The organism is Janthinobacterium sp. FW305-129, assembly GCF_020858115.1.
In the GTDB taxonomy this organism is placed as follows: Bacteria; Pseudomonadota; Gammaproteobacteria; order Burkholderiales; family Burkholderiaceae_D; genus Janthinobacterium.
The window spans coordinates 62,839-81,732 of record NZ_JACYMM010000005.1; the positions used below are offsets into that span (position 1 = coordinate 62,839).

The 18,894-nt window shown below is 63.7% G+C and carries 14 protein-coding genes; 6 read left to right on the forward strand and 8 right to left on the reverse strand.

The window, feature by feature from the left end:
• Positions 1–198: 198 nt before the first annotated feature.
• The 4 genes from flhA to IGS61_RS11430 all read right to left on the reverse strand — a co-directional run bounded on the left by flhA (position 199) and on the right by IGS61_RS11430 (position 5,420).
• Positions 199–2,295, reverse strand: coding sequence for a flagellar biosynthesis protein FlhA (gene flhA, locus IGS61_RS11415; protein WP_230539692.1), 2,097 nt, complete (start codon positions 2,293–2,295; stop codon positions 199–201).
• Complete coding sequence (gene flhB, locus IGS61_RS11420; RefSeq protein ID WP_230539693.1) at positions 2,292–3,485, reverse strand: flagellar biosynthesis protein FlhB; 1,194 nt, start codon at positions 3,483–3,485, stop codon at positions 2,292–2,294. Before flhB ends, flhA begins: the two co-directional genes overlap by 4 nt.
• 139 nt (positions 3,486–3,624) lie before the next feature.
• A complete protein-coding gene (locus IGS61_RS11425; RefSeq protein ID WP_230539694.1) occupies positions 3,625–4,623 on the reverse strand; it encodes a fumarylacetoacetate hydrolase family protein in 999 nt (332 codons plus the stop codon).
• A gap of 86 nt (positions 4,624–4,709) precedes the next feature.
• Positions 4,710–5,420 (reverse strand): pseudouridine synthase, encoded by a 711-nt coding sequence (locus tag IGS61_RS11430; RefSeq protein WP_230539695.1) that lies wholly within the window; start codon positions 5,418–5,420, stop codon positions 4,710–4,712.
• 256 nt (positions 5,421–5,676) lie between these two features.
• Here IGS61_RS11430 and IGS61_RS11435 point away from each other — a divergent pair, with 256 nt between their 5' ends.
• Positions 5,677–6,069 carry a hypothetical protein gene (locus tag IGS61_RS11435; protein WP_230539696.1) on the forward strand — a complete coding sequence of 131 codons (393 nt, stop codon included), beginning with the start codon at positions 5,677–5,679 and terminating at the stop codon, positions 6,067–6,069.
• Positions 6,070–6,476: 407 nt separating this feature from the next.
• Here IGS61_RS11435 and IGS61_RS11440 read toward each other — a convergent pair whose 3' ends face one another.
• The 4 genes from IGS61_RS11440 to IGS61_RS11455 form a co-directional block, all read right to left on the reverse strand.
• On the reverse strand, positions 6,477–7,478 hold the full coding sequence (locus tag IGS61_RS11440; RefSeq protein WP_230539697.1) for a S49 family peptidase: 1,002 nt from the start codon (positions 7,476–7,478) through the stop codon (positions 6,477–6,479).
• A 40-nt stretch (positions 7,479–7,518) separates the two neighbouring features.
• Complete coding sequence (locus IGS61_RS11445) at positions 7,519–7,896, reverse strand: Rieske (2Fe-2S) protein (RefSeq protein WP_230539698.1); 378 nt, start codon at positions 7,894–7,896, stop codon at positions 7,519–7,521.
• Positions 7,893–8,552 (reverse strand): HAD-IIIA family hydrolase, encoded by a 660-nt coding sequence (locus tag IGS61_RS11450; RefSeq protein WP_230539699.1) that lies wholly within the window; start codon positions 8,550–8,552, stop codon positions 7,893–7,895. The genes IGS61_RS11445 and IGS61_RS11450 overlap by 4 nt, the downstream gene beginning before the upstream one ends.
• A gap of 89 nt (positions 8,553–8,641) precedes the next feature.
• The gene (locus IGS61_RS11455) at positions 8,642–9,637 is read right to left on the reverse strand and encodes an RluA family pseudouridine synthase (protein ID WP_034785281.1); all 996 of its coding nucleotides are present in this window, start codon (positions 9,635–9,637) and stop codon (positions 8,642–8,644) included.
• A 696-nt stretch (positions 9,638–10,333) separates the two neighbouring features.
• Here IGS61_RS11455 and IGS61_RS11460 point away from each other — a divergent pair.
• The 5 genes from IGS61_RS11460 (at position 10,334) to IGS61_RS11480 (ending at position 18,794) form a co-directional block, all read left to right on the forward strand.
• Positions 10,334–13,504 (forward strand): Rne/Rng family ribonuclease, encoded by a 3,171-nt coding sequence (locus tag IGS61_RS11460; protein WP_230539700.1) that lies wholly within the window; start codon positions 10,334–10,336, stop codon positions 13,502–13,504.
• Between the two features lie 88 nt (positions 13,505–13,592).
• Complete coding sequence (gene chrA / locus IGS61_RS11465) at positions 13,593–14,933, forward strand: chromate efflux transporter (RefSeq protein WP_230539701.1); 1,341 nt, start codon at positions 13,593–13,595, stop codon at positions 14,931–14,933.
• Positions 14,934–14,962: 29 nt separating this feature from the next.
• Positions 14,963–16,084 (forward strand): GTP 3',8-cyclase MoaA, encoded by a 1,122-nt coding sequence (gene moaA / locus IGS61_RS11470; protein ID WP_230539702.1) that lies wholly within the window; start codon positions 14,963–14,965, stop codon positions 16,082–16,084.
• 62 nt (positions 16,085–16,146) lie between these two features.
• A complete protein-coding gene (gene moeA, locus IGS61_RS11475; protein ID WP_230539703.1) occupies positions 16,147–18,006 on the forward strand; it encodes a molybdopterin molybdotransferase MoeA in 1,860 nt (619 codons plus the stop codon).
• Positions 18,006–18,794 carry a hypothetical protein gene (locus tag IGS61_RS11480; RefSeq protein ID WP_230539704.1) on the forward strand — a complete coding sequence of 263 codons (789 nt, stop codon included), beginning with the start codon at positions 18,006–18,008 and terminating at the stop codon, positions 18,792–18,794. The genes moeA and IGS61_RS11480 overlap by 1 nt, the downstream gene beginning before the upstream one ends.
• Positions 18,795–18,894 lie beyond the last annotated feature (100 nt).

Sequence of the window (18,894 nt, forward strand, 5' to 3'; positions counted from 1 at the left end):
TCGAAGGAACAGGACGGGAAAGTACCCGTTATTCAGTTTGCCAGCAGGAAATTGATGAAAAAATAAGCAAAAAGGTGGCAGGGACCGTCGTCAGGTGACCGACATCCCCCATTCAAAACCCCAAGGCGGCAACTGGGGTCGAACCCTGAGGGTTCGACCCCGGCCCTTCGCTTGGGTTTGCGGTCTTAACGATGCCGACTATTGCGCCCCCACCAGCGCCGTGACGCGGATCGTCTTGGTTTCCGGCACTTCCGCATGCGACAGCACTTTGAGCTGCGGCAAGGCGCGGCGCAGGAAGCGCGACAGCAGGGCGCGCAGCGGCGCCGGCACCAGCAGCACCGGCGTCAGGCCCAGCGCTTCCTGCTGTTGGGCCGCCAGGCCCGCCTGGTGCGCGATGGTGTCGGCCAGGCCCGGTTCGATGCCGGCGCCGTCGCCGCCATTGCCCATCGCCTGCATCAGCAAACGCTCCAGGCGGCTGTCGAGGGTCATCACGGACAGTTCGGCCGAGCCAGGGAACAGTTGCTGCACGATGGCGCGGCCCAGGGCCACGCGCACCAGCGCCGTCAGGTCGTTCGGGTCTTGCGTGCTGACCGTGTGCTCGGCCAGGGTTTCGATGATGGTGCGCATGTCGCGGATGTGCACGCCCTCGGCCAGCAGGTTCTGCAGCACCTTTTGCAGGGTCGACAAGGACAGCATCTTCGGCACCAGGTCTTCCACCAGGCGCGGCGACTCCTTGCCCAGGTGGTCGAGCAGCGACTGCACCTCGGCGCGGCCCAGCAGCTCCGACGCGTGCGAGGTAATCAGATGGTTCAGGTGCGTGGCCACCACGGTGCCCGCATCGACCACCGTGTAGCCCATCGATTGCGCCTGGTCGCGCAGGCTGGCGTCGATCCAGGTGGCGGGCAAGCCAAAGGCGGGGTCGCTGGTGCTCAGGCCCGGCAAGGTGCCGCTGGCCATGCCGGGATTAATCGCCAGGAACTGGCCGTTGAACGCTTCGCCCACGCCCACTTCCACACCCTTGAGGGTGATGCGGTAGGCCGACGGCTTCAATTCCAGGTTGTCGCGGATATGCACGGGCGGCGCCAGGAAGCCCACTTCCTGGGCGAATTTCTTGCGGATGCCTTTGATGCGTTTGAGTAATTCGCCGCCCTGGGTCTTGTCGACCAGGGGAATCAAACGGTAGCCCACTTCCAGGCCCAGGGTATCGACCGGCATGATGTCTTGCCAGCTGGCTTCTTCCTGCTCGGGCGCCACGGTCGCTTGCGGCACCTCGGCCGGCTTCTCGGCCGCCTCTTTTGCCTGCTCCCGCTTCTTGCTGATCAGATAGGCGGAACCGGCCAGCAGCGAGGCCAGCAGGATGAAGACCATGTTCGGCATGCCGGGAATCAGGCCCATGCCGCCGATGATGCCGGCGGTAATGTACAGCACTTGCGGTTTCGCAAACAACTGGCCCACCAGCTGGGTGCCGATGTCCTGTTCGCTGGCCACGCGCGAGACGACGATACCGGCCGCCGTGGAAATGATCAGCGAAGGAATCTGCGCCACCAGGCCGTCACCGATGGCCAGCAGGGTGTAATTCTTGAGCGCATCGGCAAAGCCCATGTCGTGCTGCAGCAAACCCACCAGCAAGCCGCCGACGATATTGATGACGGTCACCATGATGCCGGCGATGGCGTCGCCGCGCACGTATTTGCTGGCACCGTCCATGGCGCCATAGAATTCCGCTTCCTGCGCCACTTCCGTGCGGCGGCGGCGCGCTTCGTCTTCGCCGATCAGGCCGGCGTTCAGGTCGGCATCGATGGCCATCTGTTTACCAGGCATGGCGTCCAGCGCGAAGCGGGCGCCCACCTCGGCGATACGGCCCGCACCCTTGGTCACGACGGTAAAGTTGATGATGGTCAAAATGATAAACACCACGATACCGACCGTGTAGTTGCCGCCAATCAAGAAGTGACCGAACGCTTCGATCACTTTACCGGCCGCATCGGCGCCCGTATGGCCTTCCGTCAGCACCACGCGCGTGGAGGCCACGTTCAGCGACAGGCGCAGCATGGTCGAGACGAGCAAAATAGTCGGAAAAGCCATGAAATCGAGCGGCTTGACCGTGTACAGCGCCGTCAGCAGCACGATGATGGACAGCGCAATATTAAAGCTGAAGAAAATGTCGAGGATGAAGGCGGGCAGCGGCAGCACCATCATCGCCAGCAGCATGATGATGATGACCGGCGCGGCGATGCCCTTGCTGGCGTTGTTGCTCATTCCGCTGAGCCAGGCTGGCAATCTCAGGCCGTTCATGGTGTACTTCCTTTATTCTTGTCTGCCGCGCCGGCTGCGGGCGGCGTCTGCGATGCGGGGTCGAGCGGGTCGAGCTCGGGCGGCACGTCGAGTTTTTTCGGCTTGTCGGGACGCTCGCCCTGGCCCTTGCCATAGCTGCGCAGCTGGAACACGTAGGCCAGCACTTCGGCCACGGCGCCGTACAGCGCCTCGGGAATCTCGTCGCCGATGTCCGTGTGCTTGTACAGCGCGCGCGCCAGGGCCGGCGCTTCCAGGATGGCGACCTTGTGTTCGCCAGCCAGTTCGCGGATCTTCGCCGCCACCTCGTCGATGCCCTTGGCCACCACCTGCGGCGCGCCGCGCGAATTTTCGCCGTATTTCAGCGCCACCGCATAGTGGGTCGGGTTGGTCACCACCACGTCGGCCGTCGGCACGTCGGCCATCATGCGGCGGCGCGACATTTCATGCTGCATCTGGCGGATCTTCGCCTTGATCTGCGGATTGCCGTCCGATTCCTTCGCCTCTTGCTTGACTTCCTGCAGGGACATTTTCATCTTGTTGGCGTAGTGCCACATCTGGTACGGGCCGTCGATGGCGGCGATCAGGCCCAGCGCGCCGACGATCAGCAAAAAGGCCGTTATCAGCAGACTGATCAGATGCGCCGAACCGGCGCGCAGGGATTCCACCGACAGGCCAAGCACGGCATCTTTTTGGTACTGCATCACCATCCAGGCGACGACGCCGACGACGAGGGTCTTGGCGATGGCCTTGAGCAACTCCACCAGGGCATTCTTCGAAAACATATTGCCCAGGCCACGAATCGGGTTGAGCTTGCCAAAATTGGGAGTGAACGCCTTGGAACTGAACAGCCAGCCGCCCACCAGCACGGGCGAGGCCAGGGCGACGAGCATGATGGCCAGCGCGTACGGCAGGCAAGTCAGCAGGACCGAACCCACGTCGTAGCCGATGCGCAACATCATAGCGTCGGGATTGAGTATCTGCTCCCGGTCCAGCGACAGGCCGGAAACCATGACGGCCGTCAACCGCCGCACGATGGCGTCGCCGGCAAACCACAGGCAGCAGCCGGACGCCATCAACACAGTGAACGTTGCCACTTCACGCGATCGCGGAACGTCGCCTTCCTCACGCGCCTGCTCGAGGCGCTTCGGTGACGCGGCTTCGGTCTTTTCTGCGTCGCTGTCTTCCGACATCAATCAACTCCGGTGAAGTCCTGCAGCCTGGCTAGGCGCAATACGGACTGGGCATGACGCATTATCGGTTCAAGCGGGCGCGCGCCATCGGCGGAACAGGGGCACAAATCCCCTGTATTTCCTTTACTCTCCAGTAACCTTAACGGGACTTGCGCGCCTCAGCCTGTTTCACCGTCTGCTCTATCGCGCCAAACAGCGACTTGCCGTCATCGCCCAGCATTTCCAGCCGGACAACATCGCCAAACAACAGGAAGGGCGTGCTGGCAACGCCATCGGCGATCATCTCCTGGTTACGCCGCTCAAAAATACTGGAAAATCCTTTTTTAATCTCCTTGTTGGCGACGCCGCCCGCGCTGACCACGCTGCCGGCGCGCGCGTTGCGCGTCTGGCACAGATGGGCGAGCAATTGCGGATAATTGAAGGCCATGTCGGCGCCCGCATGGGGCTGGCCCGTCAACTTGCCGTTCAGGCTGCAGCGCAAGGCGTAATGCACCTTGCCGCCGCGCCAGGCGTCGCCCAGCTCGTCGGGCGTGATGGCGACGGGAGAACAAGCCATGGCCGGTTTCGCCTGCAGGAAGCCGTAGCCGCCGGCTTGCTCGTCCGGCGCCAGGTTGCGCAAGGTGACGTCGTTGACCAGCATCAACAGCTTGATGTTCAGGTGCGCCTGGTCGGGCGTGGAACCCATGGCCACGTCGTCCGTGATGGCGGCGATGCCCGCTTCGTAATCGATGCCCCACTGCTCGTGCGCCAGGCAGATGTCGTCGTGGGCGCCGAGGAAATCGTCGCTGGCGCCCTGGTACATCCGTGGCGCGTCGCGCAGATTGGCGGGCACCTCCAGGCCGGCGGCCTTGCTGGCCCGCTCGATCTGCTGCAGGTAGGACGCACCCGCCACGCGCAAGCTGCTGCGCGGCAAGGGCGCCATGCAATTGGCGGGGTCGAATTCGAAGGCGCGATGGCCGCGGCCGCTATTGATGGTCTGGTACAGCAAGTCCAGCTGCGGGGAAATGAAACTCCAGTCGTCGAGCGCCTTTTGCAGGGTCGAGGCGATGCCGTCGGCCAGATGGGCCGTTTTCAGGTCGCGCGAGACGACCGCCAGCTGGCCATCGCGCGTGCCATCCTTCAGTGTAGCTAATTTCATGTACGGAAAACTTCGTCAAATGCGGGCAATAGGAGGCTAAAGACGCCAAAAAGCCGGGAAAACCCGGCTTCGGCGCTCAGGGGGAGTTATGCCAGGAGGGCGATCTGCTCGGGGGTCAGATAACACCACTCGCCTTCGGCGATGCCCAGCGATTCCAGGGTCAGGCTACCGATGGCGGAACGGTGCAGCGCGCTGCAATGGTTGCCGGCGGCGGCCAGCATGCGCTTGACCTGGTGGTATTTGCCTTGCTCGAGCACGATTTCCAGCTGGTGTTCGCCGCGCTTGACGCAGACGAGGGCCGCCAGCGGGGCCGGTTCGTCATGCAATTGCACGCCAGCCAGCAACAGGGCCACCAGTTCATCGGTCACGGGCTCTTGCGTCGTGGCCTGGTAAATTTTTGGAACGTGACGCTTCGGCGACGATTGTGCATGGATAAACGGGCCATCGTCGGACATCAGCAGCATGCCGGTCGTATCGTGGTCGAGCCGGCCGACGGGCTGGACTTCGCGCCAGGTGAACTGTTCCGGCAGCAGGGTCAGCACGCCAGGATGATGGCTCGGTTTGCGCGAGCATTCGAAGTTGGCGGGCTTGTGCAGCGCCAGGTACAGGTGGGCGCGGTATACCCACTCTTCTTCAAACACGTGCAGCACCAGGCCGTCGGTCTCGACGGTGGTGCGGTAATTGGTCTGGGTGACGCCATCGATGACGACATCGCCATCTTCGATAAGGGAACGGCAATATTTACGGGTGCCAAAACCCTGCGATTGCAGGATGCGGTCTAGGGATAATTTACTCATGGGCGTGACTTTACCAGAAGCGGCTGGCAGCGTGAAGCGGCGCCGCTTGCCGCCTGCGCGACGTTGCCAGCCGCACGAAACCATAGCGCAGGCAGAAATACCAAAAAGAACAAGGTGAGATTTGGCGAGAAATGGCTAATTCCTTTGAGATATATCAAGCGCTCGGAATATCGCATTGATAGACTGAAACTTCGTTAGGAATCCGCCTAACGTGCTTTAGGAATAATAACCAGGCAACGACTGACAAGGATATTGTATGAAGCACATCGACACCATTGCCTTAGAAGGCAGCATCGACGACATGCGCAACCGTATCGCCAGCGAACAGGGTGCCATGCATAAAGTGCAACTCGGCGTGGCACGCTGGCGCGGCGCCCTGGCCACGCCAGCCCAGGAAGACCGGACGATGGAGGGCACGCCCAGTCCCGCCAGCCAGGTGCGCTGGCATGCGGAGGCGCAATGCCATTTCATGTGCTGGCTGGAACAGGGCGGCTTTGCCCTGGCACAAGCGGAGTTCGATCAGGAATCGGCGCCCGTGACGGCGGACTGCGCCGAGAACGACGAGCTTGCTTCAAAGGAAGGATTGGCGCAGCTTACGCAAGCCGCCAGCCCAGCCTTGCCTGCGCACTGCAACGACTGTCCCGCCTGAAGCAAGCGCCCAGCCACCATGCCCCGCCCTTGCATGCATGCCACAAGCACACCCGCCAGCCAATGCAACCAACGCGGCCCAGCACCATGCCGCAACGCCCATCACCCTTGTGCGCGATGCACAAACGACGATACACAAAAGGAAACGGCGGCATTGCGCCGCCGTTCCCAAGCCCCATCGGGACTTTAGTGAGGAATGTAAATTCACTCAAAACCACATCTGCGATGCGGCAAGTAGTTCCAAGACCTGCCAATCAAGTTAGTACTGACAACATAGTTGATATATCGCCCCTCCTTGAAAAGAACTACGCTTTCACTATAGCCCAAGCAGCCCCATTTTCAAGCCAATTTACCACCTTATTGAAAATCATTCTCGACTGGCTTGCCTGCCAGTCAAGTGTCATGTCCTCAGCGCAACGCCGGTTGCGACTGCTGCACGGCCGCCTTCATGGCCCCCGCGCCCATGGCGGCGCCAAATTTCTTCAGCACCCGTTCCGGCAAGCCTTCATGCTGCGTGTAGTCGACGATGTCTTCCGCCTTGACGACGTCGCGCGCCACGCTGTCGACCGTGCCGAAATCGTCGGCCAGGCCCATTTCCACGGCTTTCGCGCCCGTCCAGTACAGGCCCGAGAAGGTATCGGCCGTTTCCTTCAGGCGCTTGCCCCGTCCCGTGCGCACCACGTCGATGAATTGCTGGTGGATTTCATTGAGCATGCCTTGCGCATATGCCTTGTGCTTGTCCGTCAGGGGACTGAACGGGTCCATGAAGCCCTTGTTCTCGCCCGCCGTCAGCAGACGCCGCTCGACGCCCACCTTTTCCATCACGCCCGTGAAGCCGAAGCCATCCATCAGCACGCCGATGGAACCGACCACGCTGGCCTTGTTGACGTAGATGCGGTCGGCCGCGGCGGCGATGTAGTAGCCGCCCGAGGCGCACATTTCATCGACCACCACATATAAAGGCTTGTCCGGATAGCCCTTGCGCAGGCGCTGCATCTCGTCGACGATCATGCCCGCCTGCACGGGACTGCCGCCCGGACTATTAATATGCAGCACCACGGCCACGGAGCCGCTATCGGAAAACGCCTTGTCCAGCGCGGGGATGACGACGGCGGCCGAGCCGCTGCCTTCGGATTCGATGGCGCCGCTGATGTCGATCAGGGCCGTGTGGCGGCCCAGGGTTTCGCTGTCGTCGGCCGTGTTGTAGTCATAAAACACCCACAGGGCGAACAGCACGATCAGCAGGCCGAAGACCTTGAAAAAGATGCTCCAGCGGCGGTGCGCGCGTTGTTCTTGCAGAGTGGCAAATACCAGCTTTTCCAGCACGTCGCGCTCCCAGTTCCCCGCAGGGGCACCGTGGCCGGCGGCCGGCGCGCTGCTGTCCAGCTTGTCGTTCGTGTTATCGCTCATGGTTCACTTTGCTTAATTTACGGAAGGCCTGCACCCGGCTTCAGGCCGGCAGCGGCTGGACATAGTCATCTGGCTGCCAGTACAGCTGGCCGTCGCGCTCGGTAACGGGTATCGGGCGCAAGCGGCCGCCCTTGCAGGGACCGCCGGCGCAGTAGCCGCTCTCCGGCACATAGATGGCGCCATGCGTCGAACACATCAGGTACAAGCCGCTGGACTCGAAAAACTCGCCTTCAGCCCAGTCCAGCTCGATCGGCACGTGGGCGCAGCGGTTCAGGTAGCCATACGCCTTGCCGCCGTGGCGCACGACAAAGCCCGTCGTCGCCTCGCCGCCGGCCGAGACGGGAAAGCGCACGCCCTTGCCGCCATCGGCCACGGCGCCGGCGGCGCAAATGAATACTTCGACAACTTCGCTCATCATGCGCGCTCGCTCAGCCATTGGTGCAGATCGGTCACCGTGGCGGCCGAATACAGGGGATTGCAAGCCTGCAACTGCTCGACGGGATGCGCTCCATACTCTACGGCAATACCCGCCGCGCCTGCATTGCTTGCCATCAATAAATCATGACTGGTGTCGCCGATCATCACGGTGCGGCGCATATCCTGGCCCAGTTCGCGCGTCAGCTCCTGCAGCATGGCCGGATGGGGCTTGGAAAACGTTTCATCGGCGCAGCGCGTCGCATCGAACAGGGACAGCAGTTTGACGGCATTCAGCGAACGGTTCAGGCCGACGCGACTCTTGCCCGTGGCGACGGCAAGGAAGTACCCCTGCTGCGAGAGTTCCAGCAGCATTTCATGCACGCCCGGAAACAGGGCCAGCTCATGGTCGCGCGACAGATAGTGATAACGGTAGCGCTCGGCCATGCGCGCATGGAATTTCGGCTCCACGTCGGGCATCGCCAGCTGCATGGCTTCCTGCAAGCCCAGGCCGATCACGTGCGAAGCCTGCAACTCGGTGGGAACAGGCAAGCCCAGGTCTTTGGCCGAAGCCTGGATGCACTTGACGATGGTCGAGGTACTGTCTATCAGGGTGCCGTCCCAATCGAAGACGATCAGATCAAATTGCTTTCTTGCCATGTTTTCCGACGACAACGCCGCCGGCTCCTTGAGAATGAATGATGGCGACTGACTACCTTGTGGGTAGCGTCCCCGCACGCGTTTGATAGCTATCGCGCGGCAACGGCCAATGGTTTGCCCAAGCTTACCAAGAAACGCTCGCATTCGGCAGCCAGCGGTGCGTTCAGGGTCATCGTCTTGCCCGTTTCCGGATGCGTAAACGTGATCTGGTGCGCATGCAGGAACATGCGCTTCAGGGCGCCGCGCGTGCTGTCGGCCTTCAACAGGGCACGGTTGAGGGCAAAGTCGCCATATTTATCGTCGCCGGCGATGGGGAAACCGGACGAAGACAGGTGCACGCGGATCTGGTGCGTGCGTCCCGTCTTCAATTCCGCTTCCAGCAAGGCGAAGTTGTGATATTTATGCAACAGTGAAAATACCGTGTGCGAGGCCAGGCCATCGGCCTGCACGGCCACCCGGCGCTCGCCTTCGGCCGTCGTATATTTATGCAATGGCAACTTGATATGCTGGCGCGCATTCTTCCAGTCGCCGGCCACCAGCACCAGGTAGCGCTTGTCGGTGACGCCGTCGCGCATCTGCTCGTGCAAATTCGTCAACGCCGAACGTTTCTTTGCCAGCAACAGCAAGCCGGACGTGTCGCGGTCCAGGCGGTGCACCAGTTCCAAAAACTTGGCGTCGGGGCGCGAGGCGCGCAATTGCTCGATCACGCCGAACGAGACGCCCGAGCCGCCGTGCACGGCCACGCCGGCCGGCTTGTCGATGACGAGCAGCTGCGCATCTTCGAAGATGATCTTGAATTCGGCGGCTGGCGCGCCCGTGGGCGCCTTTTCGGCCACGCGCACGGGTGGAATGCGCACCACGTCGCCGGCGGCGAGACGGTACAGCTGATCGATGCGGCCTTTATTTACCCGCACTTCTCCCGATCGCAAGATCCGGTAGATGTGGCTTTTAGGCACTCCCTTGCACACTCTTAATAAGTAGTTGTCGATGCGCTGGCCTGCTTCTTCCTCGGCGATCGTTACGAATTGGGCTTGCGGCTGAACCGGGGGTGTTGAAGGGGGAACAACATCATTTTGACTCTTCATTTACTATGTCTTCCCAGAAATCTCTCTAAGTCCTTCATTTTGAATATATAATTGTTTTTGCTGCGGCCCTGGCTGCTGCGAGTGTAAGAATAAAAGCACATTTTACACAGGGGCGTCTCCACCGGCCTCGCCAAATTGCAAATTCGGTGGAAAAAAATGTATATGCACCATCCCTGCGCGAATCAAGGTTGCACCGTAGTTGTAATCGGATAACGCGTGGAGATGCTGAAGTGAGTGTGGGATTATAAGGATAAGTACCCGTTAGCGCGACTTATCGAGTCGGGCTCGCGGGTTGATGAAGTTGATAACGCTTGCCGTTTTCGCCAAACCCCGTATGTGGCCAAATACTGAGGGTTGTCGATGATAGGCTGAGGCCAAGCCTCGCCATCGCGATCCCTGTAATGAGCCGGCTAACGATTTTGGCTCTGAATTTGCTGACCACTTGCATTCTCTGCCCCCGATGCAGTTCATTCTCATCCGGGCTGTTTCAGATGAGTTGCAAGTGTCCTGTGCACTCGGCATGACGATTGACCTCACCGCGCCTGTTGCGGCCGTAACGCATATCTCGTACGCGTTGTTGCTCCGCACGCCTGGCATTTCCCCCGCCAGCACTCCCGTTCTCGCATATATCCCTGTACTTTCGCCGCTTCCCCGGAAGCGGCTTTGAGATGGCCTACGGGTCGCGGAGTTATAAAAATGAAACGCATGTTGTTTAATGCCACGCAGCAAGAAGAACTGCGCGTAGCGATTGTCGACGGACAAAAACTGATCGACATCGATATCGAGACAGCCGGGCGCGAACAGCGCAAATCCAACATCTACAAGGGCGTGATCACGCGCATCGAGCCTTCGCTCGAAGCGTGCTTCGTCAGCTATGGCGAAGACCGCCACGGCTTCCTGCCCTTCAAGGAAGTTGCCCGCACGTATTTCCGCGAAGGCGTCGACGTGCGCAATGCGTCCGTCAAGGAAGCGCTGCGCGAAGGCCAGGAAATCATGGTGCAGGTGGAAAAGGAAGAGCGCGGCAACAAGGGCGCCGCCCTGACCTCGTTCGTCTCGCTGGCCGGCCGCTACCTGGTATTGATGCCGAACAACCCGCGTGGCGGTGGCGTATCGCGCCGCGTGGAAGGGGAAGAGCGCCAGGAATTGCGCGAAACCATGGATAAACTGGACTTGCCTGCTGGCATGTCCGTCATTGCCCGCACCGCCGGCATCGGCCGCAACGTCGATGAACTGCAGTGGGACTTGAATTACCTGATGCAACTGTGGCGCGCCATCGAAGGCGCCGGCAAGTCGGCCAACGGCGCTTTCCTGATCTACCAGGAATCGTCGCTCGTGATCCGCGCCATCCGCGACTACTTCCAGCCCGACATCGGCGAGATCCTGATCGACACCGACGAGATCTACGACCAGGCGCACCAGTTCATGAGCCACGTGATGCCCGACATGGTGCACCGCGTAAAACGCTACAGCGACGACGTGCCGCTGTTCTCGCGCTTCCAGATCGAACACCAGATTGAAACGGCGTACAGCCGCACCGTGCCGCTGCCATCGGGCGGCGCCATCGTCATCGACCATACCGAAGCGCTGGTTTCCGTCGACGTCAACTCGGCCCGCGCCACGCGCGGCTCGGACATCGAGACGACCGCCTTCAACACCAACTGCGAAGCGGCCGAAGAAGTGGCCCGCCAGCTGCGTTTGCGCGATTTGGGCGGCTTGATCGTCATCGACTTCATCGACATGGAAGTGGCAAAAAATCAACGCGAAGTGGAACAGCGCCTGAAAGATGCGCTGCATCATGACCGTGCCCGTGTACAAATGGGCAAGATTTCCCGCTTCGGCCTGATGGAACTGTCGCGCCAGCGCCTGCGCCCTTCGCTGTCCGAAGGCTCGCACGTGACGTGCCCGCGCTGCTCCGGCACCGGCCACATCCGCGATACGGAATCGTCCGCCCTGCAGGTGCTGCGCATCATCCAGGAAGAAGCGATGAAGGAAAACTCGGCCACCATCCACGTGCAGGTACCCGTGGACGTGGGCGCCTTCCTGCTCAACGAAAAGCGCGGCGAAGTACTCAAAATCGAGAACCGCCACCGCATCGCCGTGATCCTGATCCCGAACAAGCATCTGGAAACGCCGCACTACAAGCTGGAACGCATCAAGCACGACGATCCGCGTCTGGAAGACAGCCAGGCCAGCTACAACCTGGCCGAAAGCGCTGAAACCGACATGGCTTACAGCAAGCGCCAGAAGGAAGAAGCCAAGCCGCGCCAGGAAGCCGTCGTCAAGACGATCACGCCTGACCAGCCGGCACCGCTGGTCGAGCGCAAGCCCGTCGAAGCGAAACCGGCTCCGGTGGCCGCGCCTGCCGCACCGCAAGGCCTGATCGCCAAGATCATCAGCTTCTTCACCGGCGCCCCGGCACCGGTGGCGCCAGCGCCCGCCCCAGTCGCACCGGCCAAGCCGGCCGGCACCGACCGCGGCGACCGCAACAGCCGTGGCCCGCGTGGCCGTGGCCGCAACGGCAAGCCTGGCCGCGAAGAGCGCGAACCAGGCCAGGGCCGTCCAGCCCAGGACGATGCAGCGAAAGAAGCGGAAGCACTGGAAAAGGCAGCCCGTCCGCCACGCCCGCCGCGTCCGCCACGCGAACCGCGTGAAGCGCGCGAAGCTGGCGATGCAACGGCAGCGCCACGCGAACGGGGCGAACGTCCTGAACGCGCGGAACGTCCTGAGCGCGCCGAGCGCCCGGAACGCGCCGAGCGTCCGCCACGCCAGCCACGCGAAGGCCGCGAACCACGCGCCGACAAGGCTGTTGTTGCTGAAGTGAAAGCTGACGAACTGGCCCTGGTTGGCGCCAGCGCCAGCGCAATCAACGTGATCGTGGCATCGAACGGCCCGGAATCCGACGCCGCGCCAACGAGCTTGCTGAAAGCACCGGCGAATGCCGGCCCTGAAGGCGAAGAGACGGAAAGCGACGTGGAAGGCGAAGAACCGCGCCGCCGCCGCCGTCGTGGTGGCCGCAACCGCAACCGCCGCGACCGCGAAACGGGCGAGCTGATCGAATCGGCAAACGGCGAGAACGAAGGCCAGGACGCGCCAGTGATCAGCTTTACGGTCGCTCCGGCGCCGGAAGCCGCCGCTGATGCTAGCCCGGTCGCCGTCGTGGCTGCCGCCGCTGTCGTCGCCGTCGCTGCGCCGGTGGAAGCTGCCGCCGTGGAAGTGGTCGAAGTAGTCGAAGTGCTGGAAGTGGCCAAGGCCGAAGAAGCCGCTCCTGCCGCTGAAGCCGCGCCAGCTGCTGAAGCGATCGTGCCGCAAGCCCCTGTCGAGGCCGTCGTTGCTGCAGCGCAAGCTGAACCAGCCGCTGCCGAACCAGCACCAGCTGCCGAGTACAGCTTTGCCGAGAAAGCCGCGCCTGAAGCAGCACCTGCACCAGCTCCAGCTCCAGCGGAAATCATCGTCGAAGCCGTGCCTGTTGCCGTCGTGGAAGCCGCACCGGTGGTGGAAGCTGCACCGCTGGTGGAAGCCATCGCCGTGATCGAGGACGCACCAGCACCAGCCGCTGAAGCAGCACCTGCCGTCGTGGAAGCCGCTGCCGTGGCTGCCGCACCGGCGCCAGCCCCTGTCGCTGCTCCTGCACCTGCTCCTGCACCTGCCGTCGCTCCCGCTCCAGCACCAGTGGCCGCGCCGCTGGACTTGAACGCGGTGCTCGGCTCGGCCGGCCTGACCCTGGCGGCCACCGATCCGGAAAAACTGCGCCTGGCGCAGGAAGCGGCCGCCAAGGCAGTCGCTCCGGTCCGCAAGCCGCGCGAACGCAAGCCATTGCCGCCGCAATCGGATGAGCCGTTGATCCAGGTCAACACGCAGCGTCCATAAGCGCGCCGGGTTCGCCCAGCCGCCAATGATGAAAGGGGGAGCTCAGGCTTCCCCTTTTTTACGTCCTCACCTTTGCCAGCCAGCCGCCATGCACGACAACGCCAACCTGCCCCCTCCCGACCCCGTCAGCCTGCGCAGCGCCTTCTGGTACTGGCTCAAGCTGGGCTGCGTCAGCTTTGGCGGCCCGGCCGGGCAAATCGCCATGATGCATGCGGAACTCGTGGAAAAGCGGCGCTGGATTTCCGAGCAGCGCTTCCTGCACGCCCTCAATTACTGCATGCTGCTGCCGGGGCCCGAAGCGACCCAGCTGGCCATCTACATCGGCTGGCTGCTGCACCGCACGCGCGGCGCGCTGGTGGCGGGCCTGCTGTTTTTACTGCCCTCGCTGCTGGTGCTGATCGTCCTGTCCTGGCTGTACATGGCGTATGGCCACGTGGCCGCCATCGCCGGCATCCTGTACGGCATCAAGCCGGCCGTCGTCGCCATCGTGCTGGCGGCCGCCTGGCGCCTGGGCCGGCGCACCTTGCGCAGCCCCGCCCTGATGGCCATCGCGGCGGCGGCATTTGCCGCCATCGCCGTGCTACGGCTGCCATTTCCCTTGATCGTGCTCGCTGCCGCCCTGCTGGGCATGGCGGGCGGGCGCTGGCTGCCGGCCCATTTCCAGGCCGGCGGCACGCAACATGGCGGCGCGGCCCGCTACGGCCCCGCCCTGATCGATGACGACACGCCCACGCCGGAGCACGCGCAGTTCAAATGGCCGCGCCTGCTTGGCACGGCCGCCGTGGGCCTGGCGCTGGCCTTCCTCGCCTGGCTGGGCCTGGCGCTGGCGGGCGGCGCGGACCAGCCGCTGGCGCAGATGGGCGTGTTTTTCAGCAAGGCGGCCCTGCTCACGTTCGGCGGCGCGTATGCCGTGCTGCCCTACCTGGTGCAGGGCGCCGCCGAGCACTACCACTGGATCACCAGCGCGCAAATGATGGATGGCCTGGCCCTGGGCGAAACGACGCCCGGCCCCCTGATCATGATCGTCGCCTTCATCGGCTTTGTCGGCGGCTGGAGCCACGCCGTGCTGGGCGGCAACCTGTGGCTGGCGGGCGTGTGCGGCGCGCTCGTCGCCAGCTGGTTTACTTTCCTGCCCTCGTTCATCTTCATCCTGGCCGGCGCGCCGCTGGTGGAAGCGTCGCGCGGCAATTTGCGCCTGAGCGCGCCCCTGAGCGCCATCTCGGCGGCCGTGGTGGGCGTCATCGCCAGCCTGGCGCTGTTCTTTGGCCGCCACGTCTTCTGGCAAGCAAACCCGCTGCCGCACTGGGACTGGCTGGCGATTGCCATCGCGCTGGCGGCCGGCGTGGCGCTGCTCAAGTTTCAAATGGGAACCATCAAATTGCTGCTCGCCTGTGCCATCTTCGGCCTCGTGCTATCGTATCTGCCTTGAACGACTTAACGTAAGTGGTATCACCTTTCATGGCTGACAAGATTATCTACCTCGCCGAAGCCCGCAACGGGGCACCGGCGATCCCCGCGCGGCTGGAAAGCCCCAGCGGCAGCGTGGCCGACAGCCTGGGCCGGCCCCTGCATGACTTGCGCATCTCGATTACCGACCGCTGCAATTTCCGTTGCGTGTATTGCATGCCGAAAGACGTCTTCGACAAGAACCACGTGTATCTGCCGCACACGGATTTGCTGTCCTTCGAGGAAATCACGCGCATCGCGCGCCTGTTCGTCGCGCACGGCGTGGAAAAGATCCGCCTGACGGGCGGCGAACCGCTGCTGCGCAAGAATATCGAAAAGCTCATCGCCATGCTGGCCGCCCTGCGCACGCCGTCGGGCCAGCCGCTGGACCTGACCCTGACGACCAACGGTTCCTTGCTCGCCAGAAAGGCGCAAGCGCTCAAGGATGCGGGCCTGAACCGCGTCACCGTGTCGCTCGATTCGCTCGACGACGCCACCTTCAAGCGCATGAACGACGTCGATTTCGCCGTGGCCGACGTGCTGCACGGCATCGATGCGGCGCACCAGGCAGGACTGGGCCCGATCAAGATCAATATGGTCGTCAAGGCCGGCATGAACGAGCAGGAAATCGTGCCCATGGCGCGCCACTTCAAGGGCACGCCGTACATCCTGCGCTTCATCGAATACATGGACGTGGGCGCCTCGAACGGCTGGAACTTGCAGGAAGTCATCCCGTCCGCCGAGGTCGTGCGGCGCATCGCCGCGCACATGCCCCTGCTGCCCATCGACCCCAACTACACGGGCGAGACGGCGGCGCGCTGGCGCCACATGGACGGCGGCGGCGAAATCGGCCTCATTTCCAGCGTCACGCAAGCGTTCTGCGCCGACTGCAGCCGCGCCCGCCTCTCGACCGAGGGCAAGCTGTACACGTGTCTGTTCGCCAGCAGCGGCCACGACTTGCGCAGCCTGCTGCGCGGCGGCCATAGCGACGCGGAAATTTCCTCGGCCGTGGCCCAGCTGTGGCGCGGCCGCGGCGACCGTTATTCGCAATTGCGCACCAGCCAGACGGATTTGACGGGCGGCGCGCTTGAGCACGGTAAAAAGAAAGTGGAAATGTCGTACATCGGCGGCTGAATCGGGCGCGGCGCATGCCCGCCGCTGCTACCATGGCGCATGCACCCATTTTTCTACCTGACATGATCAACAAACACGACATTACCGGCCTGATCCTGGCCGGCGGCCTCGGCACGCGCATGGGCCAGCGCGACAAGGGCATGCTGCCCCTGCACGGCCAGCCCCTGGCGCGCCACGTGCTGCAGCGCCTGGCGCCGCAAGTGGGCCAGCTGGCCATCAGCGTCCACGCCGATGCCGGCGATTACGCGGGCTTCGGCTTGCCCGTGTGGCCCGACGCGCTGCCGGGCCAGCTGGGCCCGCTGGCCGGCTTGCACAGCGGCATGCGGCACGCCGGCACGCCCTACCTGCTGACCGTGCCGTGCGATTCGCCCCTGCTGCCGCCCGACCTGGCCGCGCGCCTGGCGGCCGGTTTGACGCAGGACAATGCCGACCTGGCCATCGCCGTCACCGAAGAGCTCGATCCAGCGACGGGCTCGACCGTGCGCCGCCCCCATCCCGTCTTTTGCCTGGTGAAAACATCGGCCCTGTCCCAGCTCGATGCCTACCTGCGCGGCGGCGAACGCCGCATGCGCACCTGGCACGGCCCCCTGAAGCTGGCCGAAGTGCTGTTCGACGATGGCGGCGCGTTCGGCAACATCAATACGCCGGACGAGCTGGCCGCCCTGCAGGCGCGCGGATTGAGCGTGCCGATGGCGCAAGCGATCCTGGCCGGCACCGTCGCGCCCGTCGCCGGGATCGAGGAATTGCCGTTGCCGCAGGCGTTCGAGCGCATCCTGGCAGCCGACATCATTTCTCCCATCAGCGTGCCCGCGCACGACAATTCCGCCATGGATGGCTATGCGCTGCATGGGGCCGACCTTGGGCCTGACCTTGGCGGCGACACGCCAGTGACTTTGGCCGTGGTCGACACCATCCTGGCGGGCCGCCCCGGCACGGTGGCCGTGCAACGCGGCCAATGCGCGCGCATCATGACGGGCGCCGTCATGCCCGACGGCTGCGACAGCGTGGTGCCGCAGGAACTCGTGCTTCAAGCCAATGAAACCAGTATCACACTGGCGCCGGACTGCATCCGCCCCGGCGACAACCGCCGCTTCAAGGGCGAAGACTTGATGCAGGGCAAACCGGCCTTGCTGCAGGGCAAGATACTCGGTCCGGCGGAACTGGGCCTGCTGGCCTCGCTGGGCATCGCCACGGTGCCCGTGCGCCGCCGCCTGCGCGTGGCCTTCTTTTCCACGGGCGACGAATTGCGCTCGCTCGGCGAACCACTCGATTCCGGCTGCATCTACGACAGCAACCGCTACACCCTGCTGGGCATGCTGACCCGCCTGGGCTGCGAGGTACTCGACATGGGCATCGTCAAGGACAATCCGCAAGCGCTGGAAGCGGCCCTGCGCGGCGCCTGCGCCTCGGCCGACGTCATCATCACCTCGGGCGGCGTGTCCAGCGGCGCGGCCGATTTTACGCGCGAGATCCTGGCGCGCCTCGGCGAAGTGGCCTTCTGGCAGATCAACATGCGTCCGGGCCGCCCCATGGCCTTTGGCCGGATTGCCAGCGAGGGCGACACGGCCTTGCTGCTGGGCCTGCCCGGCAACCCCGTGGCCGTGATGGCGGCGTTTTATTTCCTCGCCCGCCCCACCCTGCTGCGCCTGATGGGCGCCGATGCGGAAGCGTCCAGCCTGCCGCTGCTGCAAGTGGCGGCGCAAGCCCCGATCCGCAAGAAGCGGGGCCGCACGGAATACCAGCGCGGCATCGTCGAGCGCGATGCGGACGGGCGCCAGCACGTGCGCGTGACGGGGGCGCAAGGCTCGGGCATCCTGCGCTCGATGACGCAAGCCAATTGCATGATCGTGCTGCATGAAGCGCAAGGCCACGTGGCGGCCGGCGACCTGGTCGATATCGTGCTGTTCCATGGATTGACCTGATGAAACATCTACTTCTGGCGCTGGCCCTGCTGCCGGGCATGGCGGCGTACGCTGGCGAAGTCCACAGCAATGGCTACACGGTGCGCTTCGACGAGCGCATCGAAACGGCACCGGGCGACTTGCACGGCGCCAGCGTGGGCCGCATCAGCATCGTGCGCGCCGCCGATCAAGGTCTCGCGTGGCAGGAAAACACGCCCTTGCAGCCGGCCTGCGGCGCGATTGCGGCCGTCACCGTCCTCAACGACAGCTATGTGGCCCTGTGCGGCCACCTGGGCGGGCGCCATTACACGCAAAAGATCATCTTCATGCAAGGCAACTCGCCCGCCATGGCGAGCGTGGACCAGTTCGATTCGCCCAGTGCCGTGCGCGTGGAGCGCGACGGATCGCTGGCCATCGACGTCCTGCGGCGCGACCTGTTTCCAGGCGAGCTGACGGGTCCGCATTACTTTCCCACCGTGTACCGCTTGCACCACGACGACGCCACGTTCGGTTTCGCCCCCAGCTTTGATGGCGATGCCGCCGGGCGCTACTGGCAGCACTACCGCGCCACGCGCCAGGCGGCGCCAGCGGCGGGCGTGCTGCCGGAACTGCTGGCATCGCTGCTGGCCGCGCAGGCTGGCAAGCAGCCCATCTGCACCGAGCTGGCCACGCTCGCCGCGGACCTGCAGCGTGACGGCCAGCCGCGCGATGCACAAGCTGCGCGCACCGTGATGCTCGCCTGGCTGCACAAGTTGCCGGCCATCGGCTATCCCCGCTTCGACGCACCTGCCTGCCGGGGCACTTTCTAGCGCGACAAGCGATCGGCGCTGCGGCGCCAGTCCGCTCAACATCCTTCCTCAAGCACCACGACGGCCCGCCCAGCGCGGGCCGCTCGCATTGCCCCTTCGC